23 protein-coding genes, 1 pseudogene and 1 riboswitch are annotated in these 26,650 nt (G+C 46.0%); of the genes and pseudogenes, 11 read left to right on the top strand and 13 right to left on the bottom strand.

The window, feature by feature from the left end; all coding sequences use genetic code 11:
• Positions 1–72: 72 nt before the first annotated feature.
• Positions 73–2,034, bottom strand: coding sequence for a TonB-dependent receptor (locus L5M10_RS00120; RefSeq protein WP_263254613.1), 1,962 nt, complete (start codon positions 2,032–2,034; stop codon positions 73–75).
• A 108-nt stretch (positions 2,035–2,142) separates the two neighbouring features.
• A riboswitch (cobalamin riboswitch) is annotated at positions 2,143–2,378 on the bottom strand.
• Between the two features lie 134 nt (positions 2,379–2,512).
• The gene (locus tag L5M10_RS00115) at positions 2,513–3,955 is read right to left on the bottom strand and encodes a hypothetical protein (protein ID WP_263254612.1); all 1,443 of its coding nucleotides are present in this window, start codon (positions 3,953–3,955) and stop codon (positions 2,513–2,515) included.
• A 234-nt stretch (positions 3,956–4,189) separates the two neighbouring features.
• On the opposite strand from L5M10_RS00115, the gene rihA reads away from it, so the two are divergent.
• The 3 genes from rihA to azu all read left to right on the top strand — a co-directional run bounded on the left by rihA (position 4,190) and on the right by azu (position 6,847).
• Positions 4,190–5,146: a pyrimidine-specific ribonucleoside hydrolase RihA gene (gene rihA, locus L5M10_RS00110; protein ID WP_263177109.1), complete on the top strand. Its 957-nt coding sequence runs from the start codon at positions 4,190–4,192 to the stop codon at positions 5,144–5,146.
• A 19-nt stretch (positions 5,147–5,165) separates the two neighbouring features.
• Positions 5,166–6,077, top strand: coding sequence for a ribokinase (rbsK, locus tag L5M10_RS00105; protein WP_263161474.1), 912 nt, complete (start codon positions 5,166–5,168; stop codon positions 6,075–6,077).
• A gap of 293 nt (positions 6,078–6,370) precedes the next feature.
• Complete coding sequence (gene azu / locus L5M10_RS00100) at positions 6,371–6,847, top strand: azurin (RefSeq protein WP_028759449.1); 477 nt, start codon at positions 6,371–6,373, stop codon at positions 6,845–6,847.
• A gap of 99 nt (positions 6,848–6,946) precedes the next feature.
• On the opposite strand, the gene L5M10_RS00095 is transcribed toward azu, so the two are convergent.
• On the bottom strand, positions 6,947–8,131 hold the full coding sequence (locus tag L5M10_RS00095; RefSeq protein ID WP_263161471.1) for a DUF3103 domain-containing protein: 1,185 nt from the start codon (positions 8,129–8,131) through the stop codon (positions 6,947–6,949).
• A 380-nt stretch (positions 8,132–8,511) separates the two neighbouring features.
• Positions 8,512–8,814, bottom strand: a complete 303-nt coding sequence (locus tag L5M10_RS00090; RefSeq protein ID WP_105250177.1) for a DUF3622 domain-containing protein — start codon at positions 8,812–8,814, stop codon at positions 8,512–8,514.
• Between the two features lie 370 nt (positions 8,815–9,184).
• Here L5M10_RS00090 and L5M10_RS00085 point away from each other — a divergent pair, with 370 nt between their 5' ends.
• The gene (locus L5M10_RS00085) at positions 9,185–10,462 is read left to right on the top strand and encodes a glycerophosphodiester phosphodiesterase family protein (RefSeq protein WP_263161469.1); all 1,278 of its coding nucleotides are present in this window, start codon (positions 9,185–9,187) and stop codon (positions 10,460–10,462) included.
• 86 nt (positions 10,463–10,548) lie between these two features.
• Here L5M10_RS00085 and L5M10_RS00080 read toward each other — a convergent pair whose 3' ends face one another.
• Both L5M10_RS00080 and L5M10_RS00075 read right to left on the bottom strand, forming a co-directional pair.
• Complete coding sequence (locus tag L5M10_RS00080) at positions 10,549–11,115, bottom strand: phosphoribosyltransferase (protein WP_028759331.1); 567 nt, start codon at positions 11,113–11,115, stop codon at positions 10,549–10,551.
• A 290-nt stretch (positions 11,116–11,405) separates the two neighbouring features.
• Positions 11,406–13,172 carry an alkaline phosphatase D family protein gene (locus L5M10_RS00075; RefSeq protein ID WP_263254611.1) on the bottom strand — a complete coding sequence of 589 codons (1,767 nt, stop codon included), beginning with the start codon at positions 13,170–13,172 and terminating at the stop codon, positions 11,406–11,408.
• A gap of 255 nt (positions 13,173–13,427) precedes the next feature.
• Here L5M10_RS00075 and L5M10_RS00070 point away from each other — a divergent pair, with 255 nt between their 5' ends.
• Together L5M10_RS00070 and L5M10_RS00065 are read left to right on the top strand one after the other, a co-directional pair.
• On the top strand, positions 13,428–13,853 hold the full coding sequence (locus tag L5M10_RS00070) for an HPP family protein (RefSeq protein ID WP_212599707.1): 426 nt from the start codon (positions 13,428–13,430) through the stop codon (positions 13,851–13,853).
• A 98-nt stretch (positions 13,854–13,951) separates the two neighbouring features.
• Entirely contained in the window at positions 13,952–14,557 is a 606-nt protein-coding gene (locus L5M10_RS00065; RefSeq protein WP_263254610.1) for a DUF4274 domain-containing protein, read from the top strand.
• A gap of 27 nt (positions 14,558–14,584) precedes the next feature.
• Here L5M10_RS00065 and L5M10_RS00060 read toward each other — a convergent pair whose 3' ends face one another.
• On the bottom strand, positions 14,585–15,946 hold the full coding sequence (locus tag L5M10_RS00060; protein WP_263254609.1) for an MATE family efflux transporter: 1,362 nt from the start codon (positions 15,944–15,946) through the stop codon (positions 14,585–14,587).
• 412 nt (positions 15,947–16,358) lie between these two features.
• On the opposite strand from L5M10_RS00060, the gene L5M10_RS00055 reads away from it, so the two are divergent.
• Entirely contained in the window at positions 16,359–17,276 is a 918-nt protein-coding gene (locus tag L5M10_RS00055; protein WP_263196993.1) for an alpha/beta hydrolase, read from the top strand.
• 79 nt (positions 17,277–17,355) lie between these two features.
• Here L5M10_RS00055 and lgt read toward each other — a convergent pair whose 3' ends face one another.
• Both lgt and L5M10_RS00045 read right to left on the bottom strand, forming a co-directional pair.
• Positions 17,356–18,135 (bottom strand): prolipoprotein diacylglyceryl transferase, encoded by a 780-nt coding sequence (gene lgt / locus L5M10_RS00050; protein WP_263197002.1) that lies wholly within the window; start codon positions 18,133–18,135, stop codon positions 17,356–17,358.
• Between the two features lie 216 nt (positions 18,136–18,351).
• Positions 18,352–18,822, bottom strand: coding sequence for a cupin domain-containing protein (locus tag L5M10_RS00045; protein WP_173242850.1), 471 nt, complete (start codon positions 18,820–18,822; stop codon positions 18,352–18,354).
• 385 nt (positions 18,823–19,207) lie between these two features.
• Here L5M10_RS00045 and L5M10_RS00040 point away from each other — a divergent pair, with 385 nt between their 5' ends.
• Complete coding sequence (locus L5M10_RS00040) at positions 19,208–20,116, top strand: GGDEF domain-containing protein (RefSeq protein ID WP_263196994.1); 909 nt, start codon at positions 19,208–19,210, stop codon at positions 20,114–20,116.
• 160 nt (positions 20,117–20,276) lie between these two features.
• On the opposite strand, the gene L5M10_RS00035 is transcribed toward L5M10_RS00040, so the two are convergent.
• Positions 20,277–22,466 carry an OsmC domain/YcaO domain-containing protein gene (locus L5M10_RS00035; RefSeq protein ID WP_263196995.1) on the bottom strand — a complete coding sequence of 730 codons (2,190 nt, stop codon included), beginning with the start codon at positions 22,464–22,466 and terminating at the stop codon, positions 20,277–20,279.
• Positions 22,467–22,724: 258 nt separating this feature from the next.
• Entirely contained in the window at positions 22,725–22,955 is a 231-nt protein-coding gene (locus tag L5M10_RS00030) for a hypothetical protein (RefSeq protein ID WP_263169463.1), read from the bottom strand.
• A gap of 285 nt (positions 22,956–23,240) precedes the next feature.
• Between L5M10_RS00030 and L5M10_RS00025 the strand changes: the two genes are divergently transcribed.
• On the top strand, positions 23,241–24,905 hold the full coding sequence (locus tag L5M10_RS00025) for a methyl-accepting chemotaxis protein (protein WP_105250188.1): 1,665 nt from the start codon (positions 23,241–23,243) through the stop codon (positions 24,903–24,905).
• Positions 24,906–25,111: 206 nt separating this feature from the next.
• Positions 25,112–25,291 (top strand): DUF6435 family protein, encoded by a 180-nt coding sequence (locus tag L5M10_RS00020; RefSeq protein WP_263200092.1) that lies wholly within the window; start codon positions 25,112–25,114, stop codon positions 25,289–25,291.
• 37 nt (positions 25,292–25,328) lie between these two features.
• Here the strand turns inward: L5M10_RS00020 and L5M10_RS00015 are convergent, their stop codons facing one another.
• Positions 25,329–25,745 (bottom strand): ribosome recycling factor family protein, encoded by a 417-nt coding sequence (locus tag L5M10_RS00015; RefSeq protein WP_212599700.1) that lies wholly within the window; start codon positions 25,743–25,745, stop codon positions 25,329–25,331.
• Between the two features lie 432 nt (positions 25,746–26,177).
• On the bottom strand, positions 26,178–26,390 hold the full coding sequence (locus L5M10_RS00010; RefSeq protein ID WP_263254608.1) for a LysR substrate-binding domain-containing protein: 213 nt from the start codon (positions 26,388–26,390) through the stop codon (positions 26,178–26,180).
• A gap of 99 nt (positions 26,391–26,489) precedes the next feature.
• Between L5M10_RS00010 and L5M10_RS00005 the strand changes: the two are divergent.
• A pseudogene (locus L5M10_RS00005) lies at positions 26,490–26,650 on the top strand (IS110 family transposase); the annotation flags it as partial.

Raw genomic sequence — 26,650 nt, 5'->3', positions numbered from 1 at the left:
TTCTTTGAACTCAGCGTAAAAACTAAAAAGCCAGACTGAGTCTGGCTTTGTTATTAGATAGCTCATTAATATTTAGAAGCGGTAGCCCACAGTGAAACGAATATCACGGCCTCGACCTGAGTAATAACCATTATATGTTCCACCACCATAATAGCCTGCGCTAACATAATCTTTATCGAATACATTATCGATACGCAGACTGGCAAGCCAAGCATCACGATTATAATTCAAGGCTAAATTACCAAGCACGTAACTTGCTAGCTTATCACCTTGATTAGCGTTATCGCCTTCGATAAAACGATCACCCGTGTAGATAGCTTCGGCAAATACTTGGAAATGCTCAGCAAAATCCATGCTGACATAACCGCGTCCCGTGTGTTTTGCCACCCAAGACAGCTCTTTGCCATCGTTAGCACCATCGGTAAATTCGGCGTCGGTATAGTTATATTCCAGCCCTAACTGCAGCGCTTTAGTGATCTGCCAATCCCAATCGGCACCCGCGCCATAACGACGAGAAGCGTCGGCATTAACGTTTGCACCGTTGAAATTTCCACCTATGGGTTTAACTGCACTCGAGTCATAAACAATTTCATCCTCTAAATCGAGACGATATAGGCTGACTCGTAGGGTTTGACTAGCGACAGCCCAATCCCAACCCGCCTCATAGGAACGGCCTGTTTGCGGCTTTAAGCCAAATACGCCCGGCGATGTATAAGCTTGCTCATCCACTTTAGCAAAACGGAAGTTATCATCAGCGCGCACATAGAGTCTGTGCTCCGCAGTTGGGCGGTAATTTAAACCCAGTTCGAATGCGTGGGCATTTTCGTCTAAATCCATGCCATTAGGATAGACATTGCCATCGACTAACTCATCGGTCACTCGTGCATAACGACCACCCACAACGTAACTTAAAGTATGACTTAAAGGCACTGTAGCTTGTAGATAGGCGCTTTGCATTTGCTGCACATTACTGCGCGCCATAGTGTCAAAATCAGCCTTACCACGGCTGATGTCTAAACCTGTGACTAGGCTTAGCTCGCCTTGACGGGTACTGTAATTCGCTAACGCTTTAGGGCTAAACATTAACAGTGAGCGTGTGTTATGGCTGTTCGCCCCCCAATTAAGAGAAGACACTAAGGTATCGCTGTAATCTAAATCCGCCGCCAGCGCCCAGTTTTGATTAAGCTGATGCTGGTAACCCGTTCGCGCCGCAGTGGTCATCTCGTGGGCATACTCTACCTTATTTGATGAAGCACGGGGATCGTCTTTAAATTGCTTTTCAGTAAGCGAGCCCGGATTTTCACGATCGCTATCGTAGTAGCTGGTTTCAACAAAGAACGAGTCTGTGGCTGTTTTATATTGAATGCGGCCAAGAATAGAGCCGGTTTCGTTGGCATTATGCTGGCGATAGTTGTCACCTTGGTTGTAACTACCGGTGAAAAAGTAACGCCAATCTTTGTTGATCGCGCCAGACACATCACCACGACCTTCATAGGTATCAAAACTGCCGCCGGATAACTGCACGCTGCCGCCAGTATTTTCAGGGGACTTAGTGACAATATTAATCACCCCGCCCACGGCTTGGTCACCATAAAGTACACCCGCACTACCCGATAAAATTTCGATACGATCCACTTGATTAAGCGGAATGGCATTAAGGCTAGGTGCGGCGATATCGATATTATTGAGACGACGACCATCAAGTAAAATCAGCGTGTTATTAACGGCAGTGCTGGCGCTAAAACCGCGCATCGCAAAGCTAGTTCCAATATTGTTATCCGAAATTTGAATACCGCTTTGACCACGTAAGACGTCGGTCAAATTAGTCGCGCCACTCATTTCAATAGCCGCGGCATCAATCACATTCACATTGGCGGCAATATTTAACGGGGTCTTATCAGAGCGGCCGATCACGACAAGATGCTCGTCGACTTTAGCTGTGCTGGTATCGTCAGCCGCCATAACGGGCGCGATAATTGAAAAACTGCAAAGGCTGCCGATCAGCAGCGCGATTTTTGTTGGATTTGTTCCCATTTTACCTTTAACTCCTGCAAGGAAAACGGGGCATTGACGCCACGATACCGTTAATTCAGTCGTAAATACTGACGGTGATTATCGCATTTTGAGATCTGCCCACCGAAATCTCAAAAACACCTTCAGGGCCGGTCTCCGGACTTAGGCTATGTTAATCCATTAAAAGTTAGATTAACGCGAGACTGACCTTTTACATTCTGACTTTCGGGTTCAGTCTTGAACACACCAATCAAACGCGGTCTTCTCTCACCTTTTACCGTTGCGGGGGCAGTGCCAGAATTTCACTGGCTTCCCGATTATCTCACGACACTATCATCGTAAGCACCACAGAAGGTTGACTCAAAATTAGGTTCAAAGGGCGTACAATCTGTTAACGCCCAACAAGGCTCAGAGCATATCAGACCTGAGCGCGCGCATTATAGACGTCTATACGGATGAAAGTCCATTAATCTCAGATTAGCGAGAAAACTCACATGAGCTAGAAAACACCATCCCAGTTTTTTGCCGCAGGTTTTGGTCTGTCTTTGCTCAAAATCGCCTGACGCTGCTCAGGGGTTTCGCATTGGGCAACGGGGGTAAAATCCAGCGGTTTAATCACTAACGAGTCAGCAGGTTGCACTGGCGACTTGTCGAACATTGGCAAATTCATCGACCAAGAGACCAGCTCCCCATTTTCGCTGATGCCAACATAACCGTCATTTGCGCCATCTAACCAAGTGAGTCGCGGAATACGTGCAATCAACTTTTCCACATTTTCACGGTTGGCGCGATAACCAACAGGTACCACTTTGCCATCGGGACGGGTAAACACAAAGGAGGCAGGCCCTCGAGTAATGACGCTGCCTTCCTGCCAATATTTATCAAGAATCTCTTGGGCATAGTGAAACCCAAACATATGAGCGTAATCAGTATCGTCGGCTACAATTTGCGGCACGGCCTTATCCCGCAGTAATAAAAAGCCTGAGCCGATGCTGATAATCTCTTTTACCCCTGTGATATCGGTTTTTTGAATCCAATCGACACCACAGTTAATCCCATCGCCCCAAAAATGCGCATCCCCCGTAGGACTTAAAATCGCAAAGGCACAATTGTTTGCCGTCATACTCGCCACATCCTTTAAGGCGCTGCGGATCGAGTAAGCATCACTGCGCCAACCCCAACTCACCACAGTGCCGTCCTTTTTCAAGGCGGCATAGGTGTGTTGAAAATATTCGATCTTCGCCACATCCGTAAGCTGCGGGAGTAACTTTTTCATATTGGTCGACTCTTCAACCTGCCCCCAAATCACCGCGCTACCTTCTTTTTTGAGGGCGACAAAACTGCGACCTCTGGCAAAGATATCGACAACATCAACTAATTGATCCTGCACATGTAAGCTATTGCCGCCGTAGGGGCCATAACCCCAAGTGTGTACCTTGCCATTAGCATCAAGGGCCGCAATGGCCTCTTGATTAGCGAACAACTTGGTAATATTGGTCATGCGGTTTTGCAGGGCTTTGTCGAGGCTCAATTTCCCCACATTACCCCAGTAAACCACAGTGCCATCTTGACGTAGCGCGGCAAACCCGTCCTTAACTGGGACGATTTGCTTAACTTGCTTAAGCTGCTCCGTCACCTCGCGGCTATCACCGCCAGCATAACTGCCACCCCAAGTGATCACCTCACCAGATTGTGTTAACGCCGCAAAGGCCGAACTGTTGGTGACCACAGTCTCGACTGCGGGTAAATCACAGGGAATATGGCGATACTGTGGACTCGGATTTTCCTTAAATTGGATGAGTTTACCGTTATCAAACTGTAGCAATGACTCGTTATTACTTTCCACAACGGCCATAGGTTGAGGATCGCTACAACCAGAGATCTGCATGGCAACCATGCCCACGAGTAAAACCTTAGGCCAAGTGATTCGATGAGTGAGCATTACTTATTTCCTTATATTTGCTTGGAGATGTCATTCAATGTTGTGCAGCGGACAGAGCGAGAATGGATTTACCTAACATCGCCTAATGTCAAAAATGGGCAGAATTCTAGCAGCTTGTTGATAAAAAGACGAAAATGCTCACAGTTTACTCTGCAAGTCCCCTACACAGGCTAGCGCCTAACTGATGGCATGCTATTCTAAGCCCCCATCACCGCTGTTTAAAGGAGTAACAGTATGACTCGCCCTATTATTCTGGATTGCGATCCCGGCCATGACGACGCTATTGCGCTCATTTTAGCTCTCGCCCATCCAGAGCTGGTTCCACTGGCCGTCACCACCAGCGCCGGTAACCAAACGCCGGATAAAACGCTCAATAATACCCTGCGGATCTTAACCTTATTAAATCGCAGTGATATTCCTGTCGCTGGCGGCGCCGTCAAGCCATTAGCTCGCGAATTAATCATTGCCGACAATGTCCATGGTGAAACCGGACTCGACGGCCCTGCATTGCCTAATCCAAGTTTTAGTCCTCAAGCCATTACCGCAGTTGAATTAATGGCGCAGCAAATTCGCCAAAGTCATCAGCCAGTAACCTTAATTCCCACAGGACCACTCACCAATATCGCGCTTTTGCTCGCCAGCCACCACGAATTACACGCCAAGATCGAACGCATAGTGCTAATGGGCGGTGCAGCCGGTGTCGGCAATTGGACACCAGCCGCCGAGTTTAATATTTTTGTCGACCCCGAAGCCGCCGATATTGTCTTTAAATCCGGTATTCCCATCACTATGTGTGGGCTCGATGTGACTCATCAGGCACAAATCATGGATGAAGACATAGAACGCATTCGCGCGATTCAAAATCCAATTGCTCAGTGCGTCGCCGAATTATTGGATTTCTTTATGATTTACCACAGAGATCCTAAATGGGGCTTTATTGGTGCGCCATTGCACGACCCCTGCACTATCGCTTGGTTGCTTAAACCTGAGCTATTTGAGGCGCAAGATTGCTGGGTAAGTATTGAAACCCAAAGTGAGTTGACCTTAGGCATGACAGTGGTCGATCGCTATCAGTTAACAGGTAAAGCCGCCAATGCGACTGTGCTGTTTGGGATCGATAGGCAAGGCTTTGTCGATTTACTGGTAGACAGTTTACGCGTCTATGATGCAACTTATCTCAATCGCAGATAAAAATGACAGTGAGTCTTCTATGAGCCAGATACTCGTTATCGGCAGTGCAAATGCCGACCATGTGATGAAATTTGAGTACCTGCCCGCTGCAGGGCAAACCTTAATGAGCCGAGATTACCGCCTCGAACAGGGCGGCAAAGGGGCCAATCAAGCCGTCGCCTGCGCGCGCTTAGCCAAATCAGGTTCACGCACTGATTTTATCTGCCATCTCGGCCAAGACAGTATCGGCGATGATATGCGTCAAAGCTGGATGAAAGATGGCATCAGTGCGGAAGGGATCCGCCAAATAGCCGGACTGAGCACAGGCACTGCCATGATTTTTATCGGTGATAACGGTGAGAATACGATTGGCGTTGCCGCAGGTGCCAACGCCAGCCTTTCACCCGATGACTTAGAAGCTCATTACGCTCTGTTTGCTAATGCGGAGTACTTGTTAGCACAATTGGAAACGCCCGCTGCCACAGTGGCAAAGGCGCTGCAAATAGCCAAGAATCTTGGCGTGACGACTGTACTAAATCCTGCTCCAGCGACGGCACTTGGCCAAGATGTACTCAAGTGGGTAGATATTATTACCCCCAATGAAACCGAAGCAGAAGCCTTAACGGGAGTTGAGATCAACCATATTGATGATGCACACATGGCAGCGCAACTTCTCCACCAGCAGGGAGTAAAGATTGTGGTCATTACCTTAGGTAGCCGTGGCGCATTTATCAGCAGCCCAGGTTTTAATGGGCTAATACCTGCGTTTGAAGTGCAGGCCATAGACACAGTCGCCGCAGGGGATACCTTCAATGGCGCCTTAGTTGTGGGCTTAAGCGAGGGCATGTCGATTGCTGCAGCCGTGGGATTTGCCAATGCAGCCAGTGCCATTACTGTCACTCGCCCAGGCGCACAACGTGCGATTCCCTATCGACAGGAGCTTTCGTACTAAAAACGTAAGACGTTCTGAAGTAGACGCCCTGCGTTAGAACAAAAAATTATAATTTATAAATCAAACACATAAATAATAGTTCCTGAGTACTTAGTTCACTCCAAATAAGTACTCACCTATGTTTACCGCTAACAATTTTGCCGCCAATAACGATGCAAGCTTTCAACCTAAAGTTGCATATACATAATTTACACGCTGATTTCATTCCCATTTAATGAAGATTGCTTATGCTAGCAGGTGCATGTCCGAGTCAAAACGGCTCGGCTACCCTTGTTCAAATAAGGAAGTACCAGATGAAAGCAAAAAGCACAGCTTTACGTAACGTGACCAGCACTAGCCTAATCGGCCTAGGATTATTATTCGCTAGCCAAGCGAGTGCCAACGAATGTGAACTGAAAATTGCCGCCACTGATGCAATGCAATTTGACACTAAAGAGCTGTCTGTACCTGCAAGCTGTAAAGAAGTGACCTTAACCTTAACCCACTCAGGCACTTTGCCAAAAGCAGCCATGGGCCATAACTGGGTATTAACTAAGGCAGCCGATATGTCAGCCGTAGCGACCGAAGGTATGAGCGCCGGTCCTGATGCAGCCTATGTCAAAGCCGGTGATACGCGCGTTATCGCACACACAGATTTAGTGGGCGGTGGCGAATCAACGTCTATCACCTTTAGCACTGCCGGTATGAGCGCCACCGAAGCCTACCAATTCTTCTGCAGCTTCCCAGGTCACTGGGCGATTATGCAAGGCAGTTTCAAGTTAAAAGCTTAAGGTGAATGGCTTAGCCTAACGTTAAGTGATAAAAACAAAAAAGCGGATCTTAGGATCCGCTTTTACATTTCAGCCATTGCATTTAGCCGCACTAATCCATCATGGTCTTGGTTGGATGACTAATGGCGCAAAGCTCGTCGTCGCATTACCGTTAGCGCCGTTCAAGTTAGGATATTCACCCCCTTCCTGTAAGGTGTAATACACATCGACAAAGTCATCGTCATTGGTGAACCAAGCATCCGGCATTACACTTAAAATACCATTGGTGATTTGCGGGATCAGCGCATAACCCTGAGCTTCAGGATCGGGGATCGACTTTAAGATCTGCTCCGCCGCTTCCAACAGCTTAGTGGCCAACACTTTATAGTTAGTACCATCGTCATGCTCCATTAAGATCATGTCCGCAGCCGCCCAACGATAACGCTCCCAATGTATGATGATTTGATTCGGATAATAGGTCGTATCCGCATAATCTAAATAGGGCATTTCGACGATATCGAGCACAGGCTCTTCACGGCTTGGATCAACCCCAGTCACTATGCCGTAAATTTCGGCACGACCAGAAATCCACGGCTCATGGTCATCCTTCAAGGATATCTGTTTGATCACTGTGGTTGAAATAGGCTTGTCTGCCACCGCCTGTGTTTGCGCACGGCTCAGTAGTGCGCCCTCTTTTTTCGCTGACTGCGCCTCGGCAAATGTCGCCCGCATCACCTCTAAGCCAGCCACAAAGGCTTTTTTACTATCGATACCGACCACAAACACTGGCTGCTGCGGCAGGTTATACACGTCTAATTGATGCACTTGCCCATGAATATCAAAGGCTTCAATATAATCCCACTGACTCTCGTCACCATCGGGCTCATAGGCAAATAAAGGAGACTCACCTTGCTGCCATGGGGTCAACATGGCTTCATCTGCCAGGCGCACTTGCACCAGAGAATCCGCTTTGGCACTTAAGCCCTTCACTCGGCGAATTGATGCATCGGCTTTGATGATCACATTATCATTGAGCCTACGCTGAGACAGAATGTCATCGGCATTCACTGCTAACTGATACTGGTTTATTTCAGTCTGTAAGATAGGCGCGAGCTGCGCATATTGATGGCTTAAATCTAACGCCAATGCCCGTTTAGTATTGGTTAACTGCGCTTGTGCATCCAAAGTCGAATCCTTTAGCGACGCTTGTAGTAAGCGTAACGCCTCTCCATCTAAGGCTTGGCCATAACTCAGGGTTGCCGAAGCCGACAAACACAGCAATAAACTGGATTGAAGTAGTTTCATAGGAGTTCCCTTACCTTGATAAAGTTAAACGTGCGTTCGAATTCCTTACATATGAGCACAGAGCAGCATCTAAGTAAATCAAATGATAATAGTTATCGTTAATTATTAATGGTATAGGGTACGTAATCCCGGCTAAATGCGATAAAAACAAGCTAATGACAGCATCAGTAGATCAGTCCAGCCGAACAGAGTGTATGAAGATAAACGAGGAAATAGGATGAAATGAATTGATATGCACAGTTTCGCGAGCGACAAAATCACAAAAGGCAGATCTTAAGATCTGCCTTTTGCTGTTCATCGCCAGAGTGACGTTTCAGAACGCGTTATGCGCGCCCTAACAGTCACACTGGCTTGATAAGACAAGGTTAAACGAATGAGTGTTACTCTTCGTCGAAATCATCTTCATCAAGATCTTCGGCATCAGTTGCCGCTTCAGCCGCTAATGCAGCGGCTAATTTTGCTTTAGCTTGTTTCTCTGAACGACGTTTATTGCGCTCAGTTAACGTGCCTAAAAACACTTGTAATTCAGTTAAGCCCCACGCTTGCGCTTCGGCTTCAGTCGCAAAGCCATCATGGCTCTTAGACACAACTGTTTTAGTTGATGTCATGCGACGAGTGATTTCAGTTTTCCAACCGTTGTCGCCCTGTGTCACGCGAAAATCGTATTTTTTGCCCTTGCTCATTCTGCTCTATTTCCTAAATGATGCTTGTCACGTTTGTCTTATCAAGCGAACCAAACGCTCATCATAAAACAAAAGGAGCGCAGTGTACTTGATTTCGGCCCAGAAAGATCGCCAAGATGAAAATATTCATGCCAGTTTCATCGACTCGCTCAGTGGAGTCAATGCTCACATCTAAAGCAACACTGTGCATATATCCCGACCGTCCTCTGTCTAAGGCAGTTTATCGCAAGCTAGCGTGCCTTAGATAATCGTCGTGCAAACGGTATATATTCTTGTTTATGTCATACAAATAGGCTTTTTCAGTCACATTAACACTTTAGAGTTTCTGATTAATATTAATAACTTACATCATTACTCATAGGTAAATCTGATGAAACTACACCCTATTTCGTCGCTCTCACTCGGCCTGTTAATTGCCACGAGCGCTTTATTAGCCGGTTGCAATAATGACGATGATAACGCCGCTATCACGCCACCCACCAGCAAACCCGTTCCTGCTCAAGTGGGAGAAAGACCTTTATTCCTCGTACGTCAAATGCAAGACAGCACACTTAAAACCCGCTTAGAACAATGCACCACTGACAGTTTTTATCGCAGCGAATTTTCTATCGGTCACCGTGGCGCACCAATGCAATTCCCTGAGCATACAAAGGAATCCTACCAAGCGGCTATCGATTCGGGCGCAGGCATAGTCGAGTGTGATGTCACCTTCACCGCCGATAAAGCTTTAGTTTGCCGCCACTCACAGTGCGATCTTGCCAGCACGACCAACATTTTAGCAGTGCCTGAACTGGCTAATAAATGTTCGAGCCCATTCACTCCAGCCGATGCAGCCAATGGCGTCAGCGCATCGGCGACCTGTTGCACCAGCGATATCACCCTCGCCGAATTTAAAACCCTCAAGGGTAAAATGGAAGGCAACAATCCAAAAGCGACCACTGCGGCCGAATTCATCAATGGTACCCCAAGCTGGCGCACCGATCTTTATGCTGGCAATGGCACCTTGATGACCCACGCTGAAAGTATTGATATGTTTAAAAAAGCCGGTGTGAAGATGACGCCAGAGCTAAAAGCGGCGAGCGTATCTATGCCCTTCGATGGTTTTACTCAGCAGGATTACGCGCAAAAAATGTTGGATGAATACACTGCGGCGGGCGTCGATGCTTCGCAAGTATTCCCTCAATCATTTATCTTAGATGACATCAAATATTGGGTCGCCAACGCACCTGAATTTGCGAAGCAAGCCGTGTTTCTCGATGACAGATACGATTATAACAGCGCCTTTGATCCGCAGAACTCTGCCACTTGGTCGCCATCAATGGCGGATTTAAAGACCCAAGGCGTCGAAATTATTGCGCCGCCACTCTGGGTATTAGTCGCCTTAGATGCGGACAAAAAGATCATTCCTTCGGAATACGCTAAGGCCGCCAAAGGCGCAGGGCTTAAGATCATCACTTGGTCGCTGGAGCGATCTGGTTTATTAAAAAATGGCGGCGGCTTTTACTATCAAAGCATTACCGAAGCGATAGATAACGAAGGCGATACCTTTGAATTACTTGATGTACTGGCGAAAGATGTCGGCGTGATTGGAGTGTTCTCCGACTGGCCCGCCACAGTGACTTACTATGCTAACTGTATGGATTTATAAGTCATCGATATAGAAAAAAAAATGCGTTAACGATTAATCGTTAACGCATTTTTTTATTGCGAAAATAATCTATATCTCGCCGCGAGCTATTTAAACAGGTGCTGGATATTCTTTAAATCGCCCTTACCTTCGGCAATTTCTTCAGGCGTTAAACCTGTAACTTCGTGCGGGAAAACTAACCAGTCTTCAGAGGCATGAATGTAATAGTCGGGTTTTAAAGGCACTGCGGTATTTTTTGGCTTGTAATAAGGGCAAGCGATACGGATATCGGTTGGCATATTCAAGCGCATCAGTTGGCTGAGTTTTTCTTTTAATGCATGAATACTACGGCCAGAGTCAAACACGTCATCCACAATCAACAAACCGTCACTCGCGTTCGCATTTTCAACAATGTAATGCAGGCCATGAACTTTGATTTCTTTGCTTTGTTTGTCGGTGCCAATCCCATAATAAGAAGAGGTACGCACGGCAATGTGATCGGTTTCAACTTGTTTAAAATCGAAAAACTCCTGTACCGCGATCCCGATTGGAGCACCGCCACGCCAAATACCCACGATAAATTGCGGACGAAAGCCACTCTCATACACTTGCGAAGCTAATAAAAATGAATCTTCCAGCAATTGCTGCGCGGTAACAAAATACTTTTCTGACATGACACAGTCCCCATCACATTGATTTTATTCTTAGGTCGTTAAAGCAAAAGCTTATGACCCCTGTAAGGTCTGTTCGGCGGGTAAAGGTTCCCAAAACACTAGAACAGCTTTGCCTTAGCAAGTGTAGGCAGCCGCCGAATTTTGGGAGCGAATTTTATACCAAAAAAATGCGATGTGCTGCAGTAATAGTAAGAACTTGCGTGACAACAGACATTTATTTTGCCTTTTAAAGCCAAAAGCAACAAAAAGGCCACCCTAAGGTGGCCGATAAACAAGCGAACAATACCGCATTAAACGATAGGCATAATCACATGCTCGCCTACTTTTGCCTTAGCGCTATAACCACGGGCCGTTGCGACTTGGAAATCCTTCGACAAAATGGTATCCACATAATGCCAGTCGCTGCGCACCTCATCAGCGGTAAAGGTGAGCGTCATAAAGCCTCGGTCTTTTAAGTTAGCGTACTTAAGATCTGGCACTAACTCGACGATTGCCGCCTCGGTCGCGGGGATCTGTTCCGCTGGCAGATTCAAGTAATATTCAAGGCCTGGCGATGATACTGAGCTAGTCGCAAACTCAACACCCACAGTATCGCCTTGCACGTCTTTAAGCTCGTTTGCCCATGCATTATGGGTGTCACCCGCGATCACAACTAGGTTGAGATTTTTCGATTTAGCCGTACCTAAAATCACTTCACGCTCATAGGCATAACCATCCCAAGCATCTAAGTTGTATGGAATGGCAGGTAATTGCAGCAGTGCAATAACTTCTGGGGTTAATAGGGCTTGATTAGCTTGAAGATATTGCAGCTCTTGGGCAGTCAGTGTGGGATCATTTGCCGCCGCACGGGCCGCTAACTTAGCTAACGCCCCTAACATGGCAAATTGGGGAATGCTCATCTGCTGAGTGGCAATCGCCGCCGGCAATGACATCTTGCCCATCAAAATCTGTTGCCCTAACACCTGCCACTTGCCCGTTGCTTGCAGCAAAGTGCCCTGCAGCCATAATAATTGCGTCAGACCCAGCATAGTGCGAGTGGTCGAAGTCACATCGGCAAGGAAACGCTCGCCCGCAAACGAACCCGTTGTGGGATCCATATAATCGGCATAATCGAGCTGTTTATCACGGGCTAATACGCGAGTATCCAGCATATGCAGATCGACGAGATTGCCGTAACTGAAGCTGCGGTAAATCTCTTCATGGTTCCCTTCACGCCATGGGCGAATCGGCAACCACTCGAAATAAGCTTGTAGTGCTGCTTCTTTACGAACGGCAAAATCCCCTTCGCCTTCGTTGTGATTCTCGGCACTATCACGCCAAGTATCATTGGCCACTTCATGGTCATCCCACACTGTGATAAAAGGCACTTTCGCGTGTAACTTTTGCAGACTCGCATCGGTATGGTACTGACCATGGCGAGTGCGGTAATCACTCAACGTCAGCAACTCATTGGCCGGTAACACTTCACGCCCCAATTCGGCAGCATGCTCACTGGCATAACCACCGCGGGCATATTCATAGATATAATCGCCTAAATGCACAACAGCATCTAAATCATCCTGCGCCGCCGCTAACTCATAGACGTTAAAATAACCGGCAGGAAAGTTAGCACAGGACATCACGGCTAATTTGACTGAGCTAACGTCACCCTCAGGCAGAGTGCGGGTTTTACCCACAACTGAGGTTTTATCACCCGTCATAAAGCGATAAAAGTAGGTTTGCCCTGCACGTAAACCACGGGCATCAATCTTAACCGTGTAGTCACGGCTCGCATTAGTGACAGTCTCACCTGTGGTCACTAATTGACTAAAGGCCGCATCGCTTGCCACTTGCCAACTCACTTTTACATCGCCCTCAGACTCAGGCGTGACACGGGTCCAGAGGATCACGGCATCGACTGCCGGATCGCCACTGGCAATTCCATGTAAAAATTGAGCGGGTACAGAATTATCATCATTACTATCACTACAGCCCATCAAGCCGTAAGAGATCACAGCAACACCAACACCTTTGGCCGACATAGCCAAAAAATCACGACGAGTTACGGTACGATTCATTATTATTATTCCTTGTTAGATAAGGCTTCACTGGTATGAGGTCTAATAAGACCACGATTGTGAGATATCACTGTTACATATTTGTGACATCTTTGTCAGCCTTTTATGATATCTATCAATTCAAACACTTATACTGGATAGCGTACTTTATTTGTGCAGGACTGGCGTAGCTTACAGAGAAGCTGCTAACATCGGTGCAGGCTAACGCAGCGTGTTAAATGCACGCCTAAGAATGGCAAGAAAAGGAATTTAACAATGAAAGTCAGCGATATTATGAGTGATCAAGTCATCTGCATCAGCGATGGCGCCAGTTTGAAAGATGCCCACCATCTGATGCAAACCCGTGGCGTACGCCACTTACCCGTGATTTCTGAAATTGATGGCACCCTCGTTGGCGTACTCACCCATAAAAAAATGATCGCCAGCGTGATGTCTATGCTAAACAAATACGGCCAAGGCGCGCTCGAACGTAAAGAGCGATACACGCCAATCACGACAGTGATGGATAAAGAGTATCAGCATCTAACCGCCGACGAGCCCTTAACTGTGGTGGTGGAATATTTTATTGAAAACAAACTCGGCTGCTTGCCCGTCGTCGATGTCGATAAAAAGGTACTCGGTATCGTCACTTCATCGGACTTTATTAAGCTGTGCCGTACCCTACTGCAACAGCAAGCGTAACGTTTTACGCTCCCTTTCTGCCATGTCAGCCTTTTGCTACGCAAGGCTGACGCTGTCTTTTTTATAAACTGTGTTTTCTATAAAAAGAAAGGATTCCCTTGGCTAAATTACTCTCACAAGAACAATTTATTCGCGCCTATGAATGCGCAGAATTAGGCTGTATTGCCAATCAACAACTACTCGCCAAATTACTCGCCGATCCCGATTATGACGCTTTACATGAATACAGCGCCTACTTTGGCAAAGCGGCGGCGCAAATCACCTGTATCAGTGACTTACAAAGTATGGAGGAATTGCATTTTGTCGCGGGGAACTTGAATTGGGACGATCATGACCCAAACATGGTCAGGGCGATTATCGAACATCCACTGTGTGACGCGGGTACCGCCTTATTACTTTACTGGTACGGACAAGGCTTTTATTACTCCACGCCGGAGACGCTCGACACACCTTTTGGACAGCTATTCAAAACCATAACCGATAGATTTGTTACGCGCGGCTATGCCAGTTATAAAATCCATTTTGACCCGATTAAAGAATGTTTTATGCCCTCATTAGAAGACGTTCTTACTAGAGGATGCCAAATTCCAGGGGCTATTTTTGCCCCCTACAGCACTATGGAAATCGAAACCTATGAAGGGCACCCAAGGTATCTACAATTTAAAAATGAACTACTGAAATCGGGCAAATGGGGCAACCAATAAGCGTTGACCTTTTGATATCAGAACAATTTAAGCTGGGGTTACTGGCGGAATACGCGTAAAACGCTGCCAGCGACCCGAGCGCCAACGGTGTACCATAATCAATCCACGCACCCACTCATCTGCCGCAACGGCAAGCCAAGCAGCAAGCACGCCATAACCTAAATGCAAGCCAAAGAACCAAGCAAAAAATACCCCAATACTCCACATGCTAAAAAGACCTATACGCACAGGGAACGCCACATCACCCGCGCCCTTGAGCGCCGAGATAATCACCAGATTAAACACTCGCCCTGTTTCAAGCGCGATGGAACCTGCCAGTAATAACGCCGTCAGTTGGATGACTTCTTCGTTTTCACTCAACCAGCCGACAATAACGAATCGCTGCCAGTAGAAGACTAATACTATGGTCAGTGAAGCGACAAAGCCCACCAAACAGTAACGTTGCACCCGAGTGGTGATTTCATCGAACCATTGTTTACCTACATAGTATCCGGTCTGAATTTGCGTCGCTTGCCCGAGTGCTACCGCAAAACAATAGATAAAACGGCTAATATTCAAGCCATAGGTGTAGGCCGTGAGCGATAAAGTGCCCATCTGGCTGATAAAGTAGATGATGGTCATCTGAGCCACATTGTAAGACAGCATCTCGCCAGCATTGAGCAGGCCAATACGCATCACACTCCAATAAGTGCTGCGCGGTAAAAGCTTAAGTCTTTGCAGTGGCAGCGGAATTTGCTTATGCCGGATCACCATCAACATGATCACAGCGCCAATGATCTGGCTGGTGACGGTAGAAATTGCCACCCCTGTTACCCCATAAACAGGCAAGTCAAAGGGAGAATACAGGGCAATATAATTACCGATCACGTTCATTAAGCCCGTGCTCGAGGTGACTAACATGGCCGAGCGGGTAAAGCCGTAACTACGCAAAATAGCGGCGAAGGCAATGTTCATCACTAGCCCTATGCTCAAGCTGCCGCAAATCACCAAATAGTCATATCCAAAACCAGCCACATCGTGCTCAAGCGCAAATAAGCCGATAATGCCCTTAGCACCAAAGAACATAGATGCACCCATGACCAAGGCTAATACCAAACTCAATACGACACTCGCCACCCCGATATCGACAGCCTGCTGCGGTTGGCCTGCCCCATTGCTTTGGCTAATCAAAATACTCGCGCCCGTACTCACCATCATGGACATGACCATCATGAAGAACATCAGCTGAGTCGTGAGTCCCACTGCGGCAACCGCATTATCGGAATAATGGCTCAGCATAAAGATATCGCTGATCCCAAGCAGAGATTGCAGCAAGGTCTCGATAAAAATCGGCCACGTCAGGGCGACTATGCCCATGCGCTGTTGCAATGTTTTGGGTGCTTTTGCCACGAAAGATTCCTGCAAATAGAGAACGAATAACGAGTGTGATCGCTGGCTCAATGTGTCGCTCAAACTGCATCTTGGCAACCTATATTTTAGCCAAGAGACTGAAACCCACTTTCACAAATCGACATCAAAGCGCTATCGAACGCACAATCAGGCGGACATTTAAGCGCATTAAGCCTGACAGTCAATTAAGTTGGTAATTTTCTTACAAGACACCCTACAACTCAATCTGTAATAGTGAAAAAGATGCCGACTGCAACCGTATTCATTACTAAGTTAATACCAAAGTTAATTTCCGCAATCATGATAGAGCTCATGGCTGAGTGTGAATCTAGGCTACCAATTCAATTAAGCTGCCGATAAACTCAGCCCATTGCAGAACAGCCGAGCGCACTAAAAATTGAGGGAGTATTAAATGAGCCAACTCTATTTAGAAGAGGGAATTAAACAATTGGTTAGCGAGTTTATCGCGGCGGGTTGCCCATCGGTACGAGAGCAAAGCATTGAGCAACGTCGGCAAGGTTATATCGCCAGCACTGTACTCGCGGGTGAGCCTGAAGAGGTGTTCGAGGTGCGCGCAATTTCCATCGATGGCGCAGAATTAACTCTGTTCAAACCCTCGGCGGCAGACAATTTACCTATCGTCATTTACTACCATGGTGGCTGTTTTGTCAGTGGCGGCGTTGAAACCCATAATCAACAACTGCGAAAACTCGCCAATGATTCTGGCGCACTGGTGATCGCCGTTCGCTATCGCCTCGCCCCAGAACATGTTTATCCCGCTGCCCACGACGATGCCTGCCATGCCGCAGAAGTCATCTATCAACATTGTCACCAATGGGGCGGTGATAACACTAAGATCACCCTAATGGGCGACAGCGCCGGCGGCCATTTAGCCCTAGTCACTTGCCTGCGTTTAAAAGCCAAAGGGCAATGGTTGCCACAGAAACAAGTGCTTATCTATCCTATGCTCGATGCCACCGCGAAGAGCCAAAGCTATAGCGACAATGGCGAGAAATACATCATCACCCGCGACACCTTGCTAACAGGTTTCGATCTGTATTTAGATTGGCACCCCAGAACCGATGCCGAAGCCAGTCCACTTCGCCGTGATGACTTAGCAGGCTTACCGGAAACCCATATCATCACCGCCGAATTCGATCCACTCGTCGATGAAGGTGAACAGCTATTTAGGAATCTATTAGAGGCGGGCGTCAATGCCCACTGCCGTCGTTATCTTGGCGTCATCCATGGCTTCTTCCAACTCTCGGGCGTGAGCCGTTCCGCTCGGGATGCCATGGTGCAGGTGACTAATATAGTGAAGACAGCCTAACGTCATACTTGATGATTAATTCATAAAAAAGGCTTTCTATCTAGATAGAAAGCCTTTTTTAACCGTTTGATATTTAGATTTAAACGGTTTTCTTTCGATACGCCAAGAACAACAAGACTATACCTACGGCTAAAAACGGTAAGCTCAGAAGTTGTCCCGCACTTAAGAAAGTTTCAGAGTAAGCAGCTTGGCTAACTTTAATCGACTCAATCGCAATTCGCGCACTAAACACCGACACCAGAAACAGACCGAAAATAGCCCCATGTCTTTGTTTAATCTGCGTGTATTCATACAAAGCATACAGACCAATAAAGATAGCTAAATAAGCGAAAGCCTCATAGAGCTGTGCTGGATGTCTTGGCAACATGTCGACACGGGCAAATATAATGCCCCAAGGTTGAGTCGTAGGATCGCCTAAAATTTCTGAGTTGGCGAAGTTTGCCATACGCACAAAAAAGCCAAAAATGGCAGTGGCGATAGCGAGTCTGTCCAACAAAAACAGGAAGGGTAGCTTCACTTTACGTTGGTAATAATACAAGGCCAGAATCGCGCCTAAACCACCACCGTGGCTGGCGAGTCCGCCTTCCCAAATCGCCAAGATCTTAAGCGGATGAGCAAAGTAATAAGTCGGATCGTAGAACATACAATGGGCCAAACGCGCGCCCACAATAATGCCAACCACACAATAAATCAGTAAATTATCAAGGGACTCAAGATCGAGATTTTCCTTGATATAAATCCGCTTCATCACCTGAAAACCAGCAGTAATAGCAACAGCAAACAGGACTCCATACCAATGTATTTTTAGTCCCATAAACGAGATTAATACAGGATCGAGCTCCCACACTAAGTGTTCCAAATTCAATTACTCCATAACACTTGGTACATAGAGGTACGCCAAAAAGCATGTTTTACGTGGTTAAACGCCAATAGACAAGCCTTGTCGCGGGGATATCTTACTATTGAGTCAAATTTAATGACTCAGAACGACCTTGGTTTAGCCGAATGAGGCAATGTCAACCAAGTTACCATTTAACGAATCAACTGGCTAAATTTAACTGACTTTAGCGCTCCCCTAACGGCTCAGACGTTGGATGATGTCACTATGCTGTGGATATTGGGCTAACAAAGTTTGTTGGCTAAACAGCTCAAAATCATCAAAGGTAAAACCAGGCGATACCATGCAGCCCACTAATGAAAAACCATCTTGATTCATGGCTGAACCAAAGATACAGCCCTTAGGGACTAAAAACTGTGGCCGCTCGCCCGCAGCTAAATTAAGCCCTAATTGCGCCGTCGTTAGCACCCCATCAGGATCAATCATGTAAATCGTCAGCGATTGCCCCGCATGGAAATACCACATTTCATCAGCTGTCAGACGATGGAAATGGGAAACCTCTCCCGTACGCAGCAAAAAATAGATACTGCTCCATAATGCCCGAGTCTGATCAAATGCCGTTTCTGAACGATAGGATGAGCGGTAATAACCTCCTTCAACATGCTGCTCTAGCGCTAAATGTTCAATAAAATCATCTGCAGTATGCATTATAAATCCCTGTGTAAAATTAAAACCACAATTAAGGCCCTAGATTCTACTCGAAAATCATCTGTCCACTAAACACAGCAATGAAGCTTTTTGAACATAAGCACAAACGCTAAAGTTCAGACATCACGACTGACCAAGGCTTAGGTTTTAAGCCTCAACAGGGATACAACTCTGCGCCATCGAACGCTCTGATGCCTTGGTAAAATCGCGACGACAAATAAATTGTACGGCATATTGTTATGGTTTGTTGTTACCCACAAAAGCGGCTAAATTGTAATGAGTTCGCAGGATGCATTCGCGGCTAAAGCGCCAAAGAGTAGTTTATCTATGATAACTTGGACACGCGGACTTAAGGTTGGGTGATTTTCCACAGGGATTTTAATCGATGATCAAAATAGAAGAAATGGCTTTAGTCCTTGATGCACTTCCTGATCCTACTTTTGTTCTGTCAAAAAGTGGTAAATACATTGCCGTCTTCGGTGGTAAAGATGACCGTTATTACCACGATGGTAGTGGCCTAATCGGCTTGTATCTTAGCGATGTGTTAAAGGCTGATAAACTCAAATACTTTTTACAGGTTATCGAGAGTGCATTAACCAGCCGAAAATTACTGATCGAAGAATATGAATTGAGCAATAAAGATGTCAAAGGCTTACCCGATATAGGCCCTGAACAACCCATTTGGTTTGAGGGACGCATTCAAGCACTAGACTTTCTGGTTGATAATGAGCCTGTGGTGCTTTGGGTCGCCAGTAATATTTCCAAGCGGCATGAGCTTGAACTGCAACTACGTCAGCTAAGCGATACCGATCAGCTGACAGGGTTGTATAACCGTCGCCGCTTAGAACGTGATTTAACCTTTCAATTCGATATATTTCAGCGCCACCGTATTCCCACCTCAATCTTGATCCTCGATTTAGACCACTTAAAGTCCATCAATGATCAGTTGGGTCACTATGCTGGCGATCAAATCATCATCGCGATTGCCGAAACCTGCCGAACTCAATTTAGAAAAACCGATAGCGCGTATCGTTTTGGTGGCGATGAATTTGTGATTGCCCTACCTGGGGTAGAGCATTCGCAAGCGGTTGAATTTGCAGAATACCTCTGCGATTGCTTTTACACTGAACTGCAAAAATATGCGGTCAATGGCTTGTTTGCCACCGTAAGCATTGGAGTCGCTTCTATCGAACCATTGGATAAGTCCTATGAAGAAACGCTTAAGCGGGCTGATGCGGCCTTGTATCAAGCTAAACGTAACGGTAAAAATCGAGTTATATCAAATACCGCCTAAGCGGACTGAACATTTCAAACCACACATAGCAATAACAAGCGCCCTTAATAAGTGATAGCCACAAGTGCTCATAAGAAGCGCGAATCAAAAGAGCAACAAACAAAAAAGCGAACCAAAAGGTTCGCTTTTAAACACATTAAGCTAATACCAAATAACAGAATTAATTCAGGTCTTTCGCAGCTTTACGGGCTTGATGCAGCTTCTTATAGCTTTCAATCAATCTTAGATGCGGCTCGATGCCTTCGAGCTGCATGCTGGTCTTAGTTAAGCCGTAAAAACGCACTTTACCTGTGACTGAGCCAACGACGTTGTCCATCACTTCTTTACCGAACATACGGTTGAAGTTATGGATAAAATCATCAAGTTCTAACTCTTCATCTAAGGTCACTTCCAGCACAGCATTCATGGCTTGGTAGAACAGGCCACGTTTAACGGTATTATCGTTAAACTGCAGGAACTCACCGACCAGCTCAATCGCGTCTTCGTGTGCACCGAGTGCCAAATAAATCAGGATCTTAAGCTCAATAATCGTCAGTTTTCCCCACACGGTATTTTCATCAAATACAATGCCGATTAAGGTGCGAATATCCGTGTAGTTATCGAGTTGGCTTTCTTCTAAACGGTTGACCAAATTAGCCAATTGCTTAGTGCTTAACGAATGCAGATTTAAGATATCTTCACGGTACGCCAGCGCCTTGTTGGTGTTATCCCAAATCAAGTCATCAACTGGATAAATCTCAGAATAATCAGGAACTAAAATACGGCACGCCGATGCGCCTAAATCGGTAAACTCGGCGATATACACCTCTTTACCTAACGCTTCTAAGATCCCAAACAGGCCGTCAGCTTCTTCTTCGCTAGTGCCAGAAAAATCCCATTCGCAGAATTCATAATCAAATTTACTGCTAAAGAAGCGCCATGAAATCACTCCTGTTGAATCAATAAAGTGCTCAACAAAGTTTTCTGGCTCGCTAACCGCCATACTGTTAAAGGTCGGTTTTGGCACATCATTTAAGCCTTCGAAGCTACGACCTTGCAGCAATTCAGTTAAGCTACGCTCTAACGCCACTTCAAAGCTTGGGTGCGCGCCAAAAGAGGCGAATACACCGCCAGTTTTCGGGTTCATCAGGGTGACGCACATCACTGGGAACTGGCCGCCGAGTGAGGCATCTTTAACCACAACAGGGAAACCTTGCTCTTCTAAACCGTTAATGCCCGCGAGGATGCTTGGGTACTTTTCTAGTACAGACATAGGCACATCGGGCAAGACAATTTCTTGCTCAATGATTTGGCGTTTTACAGCGCGCTCAAAAATCTCTGACAAGCACTGCACATGGGCTTCTTGCAGGTTATTACCCGCACTCATACCATTGCTTAAGAACAGGTTTTCAATCAGGTTCGATGGGAAGTAAACCGTTTCACCGTCAGATTTACGGGTGTAAGGAATCGCACAAATGCCGCGCTTAACATTACCCGAATTAGTATCAATCAAGTGCGAGCCGCACAGCTCGTCATCTGGGTTATAAATCTCTAAGCAATAGTCATCGAGAATACCCGCTGGCAGCGCATCGTCTTCTTCTAACGCAAACCACTTTTCATTGGGATAATGCACAAATTCGCTATTGGCGATTTCAGTCCCAAAGAATTGATCATTATAGAAAAAGTTGTTATTCAGACGCTCAATAAACTCGCCGAGTGCCGAGCACAACGCGCTTTCTTTGGTCGCGCCTTTACCATTGGTGAAACACATTGGCGAAGCCGCGTCACGAATGTGCAGTGACCACACGTTCGGCACGATATTACGCCATGATGAGATCTCTATCTTCATTCCAAGATCGGCGAGCATGCCCGTCATATTGGCAATGGTTTGCTCCAGCGGCAGATCTTTACCCAGAATAAAGGTGCTCGATGCGCCATTAGGCTGGCCCATCAACATGGCATTGGCGTCTGAATCTAGGTTCTCAACGGTTTCAATTTTAAATTCTGGGCCCGTTTGCACCACTTTTTTAACCGTACAACGGTCAATCGAGCGCAAAATACCTTCGCGATCTTTCTCCGAAATATCATCGGGTAACTCAACTTGAATTTGGAAAATCTGGTTGTAGCGATCTTCTGGATCGACAATATTGTTCTGCGACAGTCTAATGTTATCCGTTGGAATATCACGGGCTTTGCAATATACCTTCACGAAATAGGCCGCACACAGGGCTGACGACGCTAAGAAATAGTCAAACGGACTAGGGGCAGAACCATCACCTTTGTAGCGGATTGGCTGATCGGCGGTCACGGTAAAATCATCAAACTTGGCTTCAAGTCTAAGATTGTCGAGAAAATTAACTTTGATTTCCATTGAATATGATTTCCACTAAATATGCGAGTCTGTAGCAGCCCATCGACCAAGTCGCGTCATTGGTAATGAGTCATTAAGGGGGAATTATCGGTGTTTTTGGCCCATTAGTCTTGGGTTAATTATGTTAAAAACCATAATCAGGCCATTTGCGGCTGAGCTTGGTGGGTTGAATAGCAGGGTTAAGCGAGTACTTAGATTGAGTATCAAGAAGGCGAGGAAACCAATGAGTCGCAGAGTAACACTCTGTGCAAAAACACATTATGGATGTTTTTCAGTTTCTCGCTTAACCAACAGGAAGGTTAAATACATCTTAGTCGGTAATGACAAGGCCATGCCAAAGGCAACACACATGGCGCTGAGAATAATCCCTTGCACGCCCATAGCCTCAACGGTTTCATTAAAGTTATGCAGATAAATACCCAGCGCAATAAGACAAATGCCCACACTAATGCAGATTTTCAGCGTTAGGATCAACTTTTCATTTGTCACAACCCAGCCCTTACTGTTCGCCACTACTTGCACCAGCCTGCACCAGCTCTAGCTAATTTTGCATCAATTTTAGCTAATATAGTGAACGCATTGGGCCCATATAGTGTTGATAAAGATCAAAAGAAAGGCCTAGATTCACAGCATAGTTAACGATTTTGGAATAAATCAACAGCGCGCATTTTATCGATTTCCATTACATTTTTGTTAACTTAAACACTTAAGAATGCGGGAAATTAGCTATACTGCCCTGCAATAAAAGAGATGTTCATCATGGAGTCGTCAAGCATGTCTAATTTCAGCCTACGTAATAAATTACTGCTGTTGTCGTTATTCCCTTTAATTTTTACTTTGTTCGTACTCATGACAGTTTCTTACTATGTCGAAAAAGACGCCCTTGCAGATGAAGTGACGACCTTTAGAACTAAGCTCATCGGTGAACGTAAAACACAAATAAAAGAAGCCACCGAAATTGCCGCAGGAATAGTGCAGTATCAGTTGTCTTTAAAAGAAAATGGCAATGTAAACCAAGCGCTACGTGATATCCGTTTTGGCAGTTCTGGTTACTTCTTTATTTACGACTCCCAAGGTAAAAACCTGTTCCATGCCGTCATGCCTAACCTCGAAGGGCAAAATAAAATTGATATGACAGATCCCCGCGGCACTAAAATCATTGTCGGTTTACTCGATGCCGCTAAAAAAGGGGACGGTAACTTCTCGTTCTACTTTCAAAAACCCAATACCAATGAGCAAATTGAAAAAATCGGTTACTCCATGATGATCCCTGGCACAGACTGGATGCTAGGCACGGGAGTCTATATCGATGATATCGACACTGTCGTTGAGGATTATCGTGCGACGGTCACTGAGCAGATGATCGAAAAATCCTATGCCATTCTGTTAATTGCGCTGTTACTCGCCGCGATTACTACCGTTGTTATTCTGATCACTGCCCAACGTATGGTCGCACCAATTAAAAATATGGCGAATAACTTAAACGATATCGCTAAAGGCGAAGGCGATTTAACCAAACGTCTTATTGTGAAAGGTGAAGATGAAATTGCACAACTAGGTCAATCCTTTAACCTGTTTGTCGATAAACTCCAAACCATCATAGGCGATGTGGCAAACGCGACGGCTAAAGTTAAAACCGCCGCCAACGCGATTCACGATCAAACCAAAGTTATGTCGAGCCAACTCATCAGCCATAACAATGAAACCGATCAAGTGGTTACCGCTATTACTGAAATGTCAGCTACCGCCAGCGAAGTAGCGCAAAATACCACGCAAGTGGCCGAAGCGACCCATGCTGCCACTGGCGATGTAGCCAATGCCCAGCGCTGCGTCGATGCTTCTTTAGAAGAAATTTCGGCACTCATGGCGCAAATAAACAATGCGGCGGGCAGTATTCAATCCTTGAGCGAACAGTCTAAAAAAATCAACAACGTGCTATCAGTGATTGGCGGTATTGCTGAGCAAACTAACCTATTAGCATTAAATGCCGCCATCGAAGCGGCCCGCGCCGGAGAACAGGGCCGAGGCTTTGCCGTGGTGGCCGATGAAGTGCGTAACTTAGCGAGCAGAACGCAATCAAGCACTTTGGAAATCAATGAGATGCTAACTGAACTGCACAAGCTTGTCGCACTGGCAGTAAAAACGATGGAAGAAAGTCAGCAAAGCTGCGTGCGCTCGGTAGACTCATCTCGTGCAATTTCTGAAAGCCTAGGCTCAGTGACATCGGCGGTCACGGCAATTAACGACATGAGCACCCAAATTGCGACTGCTGCCACGGAACAAAGCTCTGTGACCGAAGAAATCAACCGTAATGTGTTCGCCATCCAAGAGATAGTGAATGAGTTACTCCATTCCAGCGAAGATGCTGCCAGAGTCAGCCAAACCGTGTCGCAGGAAGGTATTAACTTAGGTAAGCTCGTCGGTCAGTTTAAGATTTAAAATATTTTCAATGGGTTGCAAGCTAGATAAGACATAGCAACCCATTAGTTTGCTGCAAATGTAAGATAAGGTCTCAGCCTTGCTGAGACCGATGGCAGTGGAATTGAAGGATTGTGGGATCGTGGGATTTTTAATTTCAAAAAGTAAAACTTAAATCCCATTGCCTACGTATATAAGTCCAAATACCCAATCCAATAGAAATGACCATGTTCTCAATATTTAAGAAAAATCCCTTAAAAAAATTAACTCAGCAATATAACGCCAAGCTTGAACAAGCTATGCATGCCCAGAGAAAAGGCGATATTAGATCCTACTCACTGCTGACCGCTGAAGCCGAGCAAATTGAAAATCAAATAAAAGTGTTAGAAAAAGCAGCCCAGCAATAGAGGCGCATAGCGAGAGCGAGAACGCGAAACAAGCAAACTACCAAGAGTCGGCTTGAAAACGTGCCAATCTGGCCTCTGTGACTGTGCATTGGGTCAATTGCATCAACTCACCTAAGGTAATCGCAGGGTTGTCTGTGATAAGCCGAATCAGCTTAGCGTCTAATGGTTCAAGTTTGTCCGCATGTTGCAGCAAGGCTGACTCCAACTTTTTGATAAGATAACCAAACTGGCCATCTTTAGCTGTTAACTGCTGCGCCAGCAATGGCTCACTTTGTAAATGCGCACAGCAGGATTGGATCTTGATCGCCGCGCCAACAATGCACCAATTCCTTGAACGCCGCACACGCTTAAGCTCGCAATCATATTGGGTTGCAATCACTTGAGCTTGTTTAACCGCCTCCCGTCCAATTCGATGAATCAGCGAGGGCAGCGAGATACTAATGTCGTCGTTCATAACGCTTGGTTAATCGCCGCTCTTTTTATGCCTGCATGGGTAAAAGCCTGCTCGACTTTACATTCAAATACAAAAATTCAATGCGCGGCAGTGTACTCTGCCTCACTTTATTCTAAAAGCTCCACCCTCTGCCGGATAAGATTTGATGCGATGACGCTTTGATACCAATCGTATTAAATATCTGTTCATTCAGCGGGAGTTCAACGCGCTTTAGACAAGGCGAAGGCTTGAAGGCATAGTGGTGATCTGTCGAAAGCCTTAAACGCAGTATAAAGCGTGTTGAAACCCGCCCTTCGGGAGCCTCACAGGCATCCCACTCCCGTGTTGCATTGACTTAAAAGGGAATGACCATTTCTGCGTCAATGCGCCTTGGATTGAAATGCCTGTGAGGCTCTGAACTGATTAGATATTTAATGTGATTGGTATGACTCATTAACCCACATATTTTGAGTGAGTTTCGCACCAAGTTTGTAGCTTATGTTGTAAATCGCGCAGCTTCTTTGGGTAATGGCTCTGCTTGGCATAAACCATATACAACTCATGTGGATAGCATTGCCATTGGGGAACGAGCAAAGTGAGTTTGTGCTGAACGATATCCTCCTCTACCAAATAATAAGGCAGGCTAGCGATACCTGTACCACTCAAAGTAAGAAGATGTGTAGTGATGTGATGGACGCCTCAGCACCTAAGCTTGCAGTATTATGCCAAGCTTAAAGCTGACAAATAGTTCTGGAGGTTTCCATCATGGATATTAAAGTTATTGGTATCGATTTAGCCAAAAATGTTTTTCAAGTTTGTGTTTGTCTTATGGATAACTCTGTCATGAGTAACAAAAAGGTTAACAGAAACAAGCTGCTCGATAAAATTAGACAATTCCCCGAAGGTAGCCTTATTGCTATGGAGGC

The sequence above is a fragment of the Shewanella sp. SM32 genome, assembly GCF_025654235.1.
In the GTDB taxonomy this organism is placed as follows: Bacteria; Pseudomonadota; Gammaproteobacteria; order Enterobacterales; family Shewanellaceae; genus Shewanella; species Shewanella oncorhynchi.
The sequence above is the reverse complement of the archived record's forward strand: the minus strand, read 5'-3'. Positions and strand labels throughout refer to the sequence as shown.

What these genes read in the sequence shown, in the direction of transcription:
- L5M10_RS00120 (WP_263254613.1), bottom strand. Translation starts at nt 2,034, where the DNA reads ATGGGAACAAATCCAACAAAAATCGCGCTGCTGATCGGCAGCCTTTGC.
- L5M10_RS00115 (WP_263254612.1), bottom strand. Translation starts at nt 3,955, where the DNA reads ATGCTCACTCATCGAATCACTTGGCCTAAGGTTTTACTCGTGGGCATG.
- rihA (WP_263177109.1), top strand. Translation starts at nt 4,190, where the DNA reads ATGACTCGCCCTATTATTCTGGATTGCGATCCCGGCCATGACGACGCT.
- rbsK (WP_263161474.1), top strand. Translation starts at nt 5,166, where the DNA reads ATGAGCCAGATACTCGTTATCGGCAGTGCAAATGCCGACCATGTGATG.
- azu (WP_028759449.1), top strand. Translation starts at nt 6,371, where the DNA reads ATGAAAGCAAAAAGCACAGCTTTACGTAACGTGACCAGCACTAGCCTA.
- L5M10_RS00095 (WP_263161471.1), bottom strand. Translation starts at nt 8,131, where the DNA reads ATGAAACTACTTCAATCCAGTTTATTGCTGTGTTTGTCGGCTTCGGCA.
- L5M10_RS00090 (WP_105250177.1), bottom strand. Translation starts at nt 8,814, where the DNA reads ATGAGCAAGGGCAAAAAATACGATTTTCGCGTGACACAGGGCGACAAC.
- L5M10_RS00085 (WP_263161469.1), top strand. Translation starts at nt 9,185, where the DNA reads ATGAAACTACACCCTATTTCGTCGCTCTCACTCGGCCTGTTAATTGCC.
- L5M10_RS00080 (WP_028759331.1), bottom strand. Translation starts at nt 11,115, where the DNA reads ATGTCAGAAAAGTATTTTGTTACCGCGCAGCAATTGCTGGAAGATTCA.
- L5M10_RS00075 (WP_263254611.1), bottom strand. Translation starts at nt 13,172, where the DNA reads ATGAATCGTACCGTAACTCGTCGTGATTTTTTGGCTATGTCGGCCAAA.
- L5M10_RS00070 (WP_212599707.1), top strand. Translation starts at nt 13,428, where the DNA reads ATGAAAGTCAGCGATATTATGAGTGATCAAGTCATCTGCATCAGCGAT.
- L5M10_RS00055 (WP_263196993.1), top strand. Translation starts at nt 16,359, where the DNA reads ATGAGCCAACTCTATTTAGAAGAGGGAATTAAACAATTGGTTAGCGAG.
- L5M10_RS00045 (WP_173242850.1), bottom strand. Translation starts at nt 18,822, where the DNA reads ATGCATACTGCAGATGATTTTATTGAACATTTAGCGCTAGAGCAGCAT.
- L5M10_RS00040 (WP_263196994.1), top strand. Translation starts at nt 19,208, where the DNA reads ATGATCAAAATAGAAGAAATGGCTTTAGTCCTTGATGCACTTCCTGAT.
- L5M10_RS00035 (WP_263196995.1), bottom strand. Translation starts at nt 22,466, where the DNA reads ATGGAAATCAAAGTTAATTTTCTCGACAATCTTAGACTTGAAGCCAAG.
- L5M10_RS00025 (WP_105250188.1), top strand. Translation starts at nt 23,241, where the DNA reads ATGTCTAATTTCAGCCTACGTAATAAATTACTGCTGTTGTCGTTATTC.
- L5M10_RS00020 (WP_263200092.1), top strand. Translation starts at nt 25,112, where the DNA reads ATGTTCTCAATATTTAAGAAAAATCCCTTAAAAAAATTAACTCAGCAA.
- L5M10_RS00015 (WP_212599700.1), bottom strand. Translation starts at nt 25,745, where the DNA reads ATGAACGACGACATTAGTATCTCGCTGCCCTCGCTGATTCATCGAATT.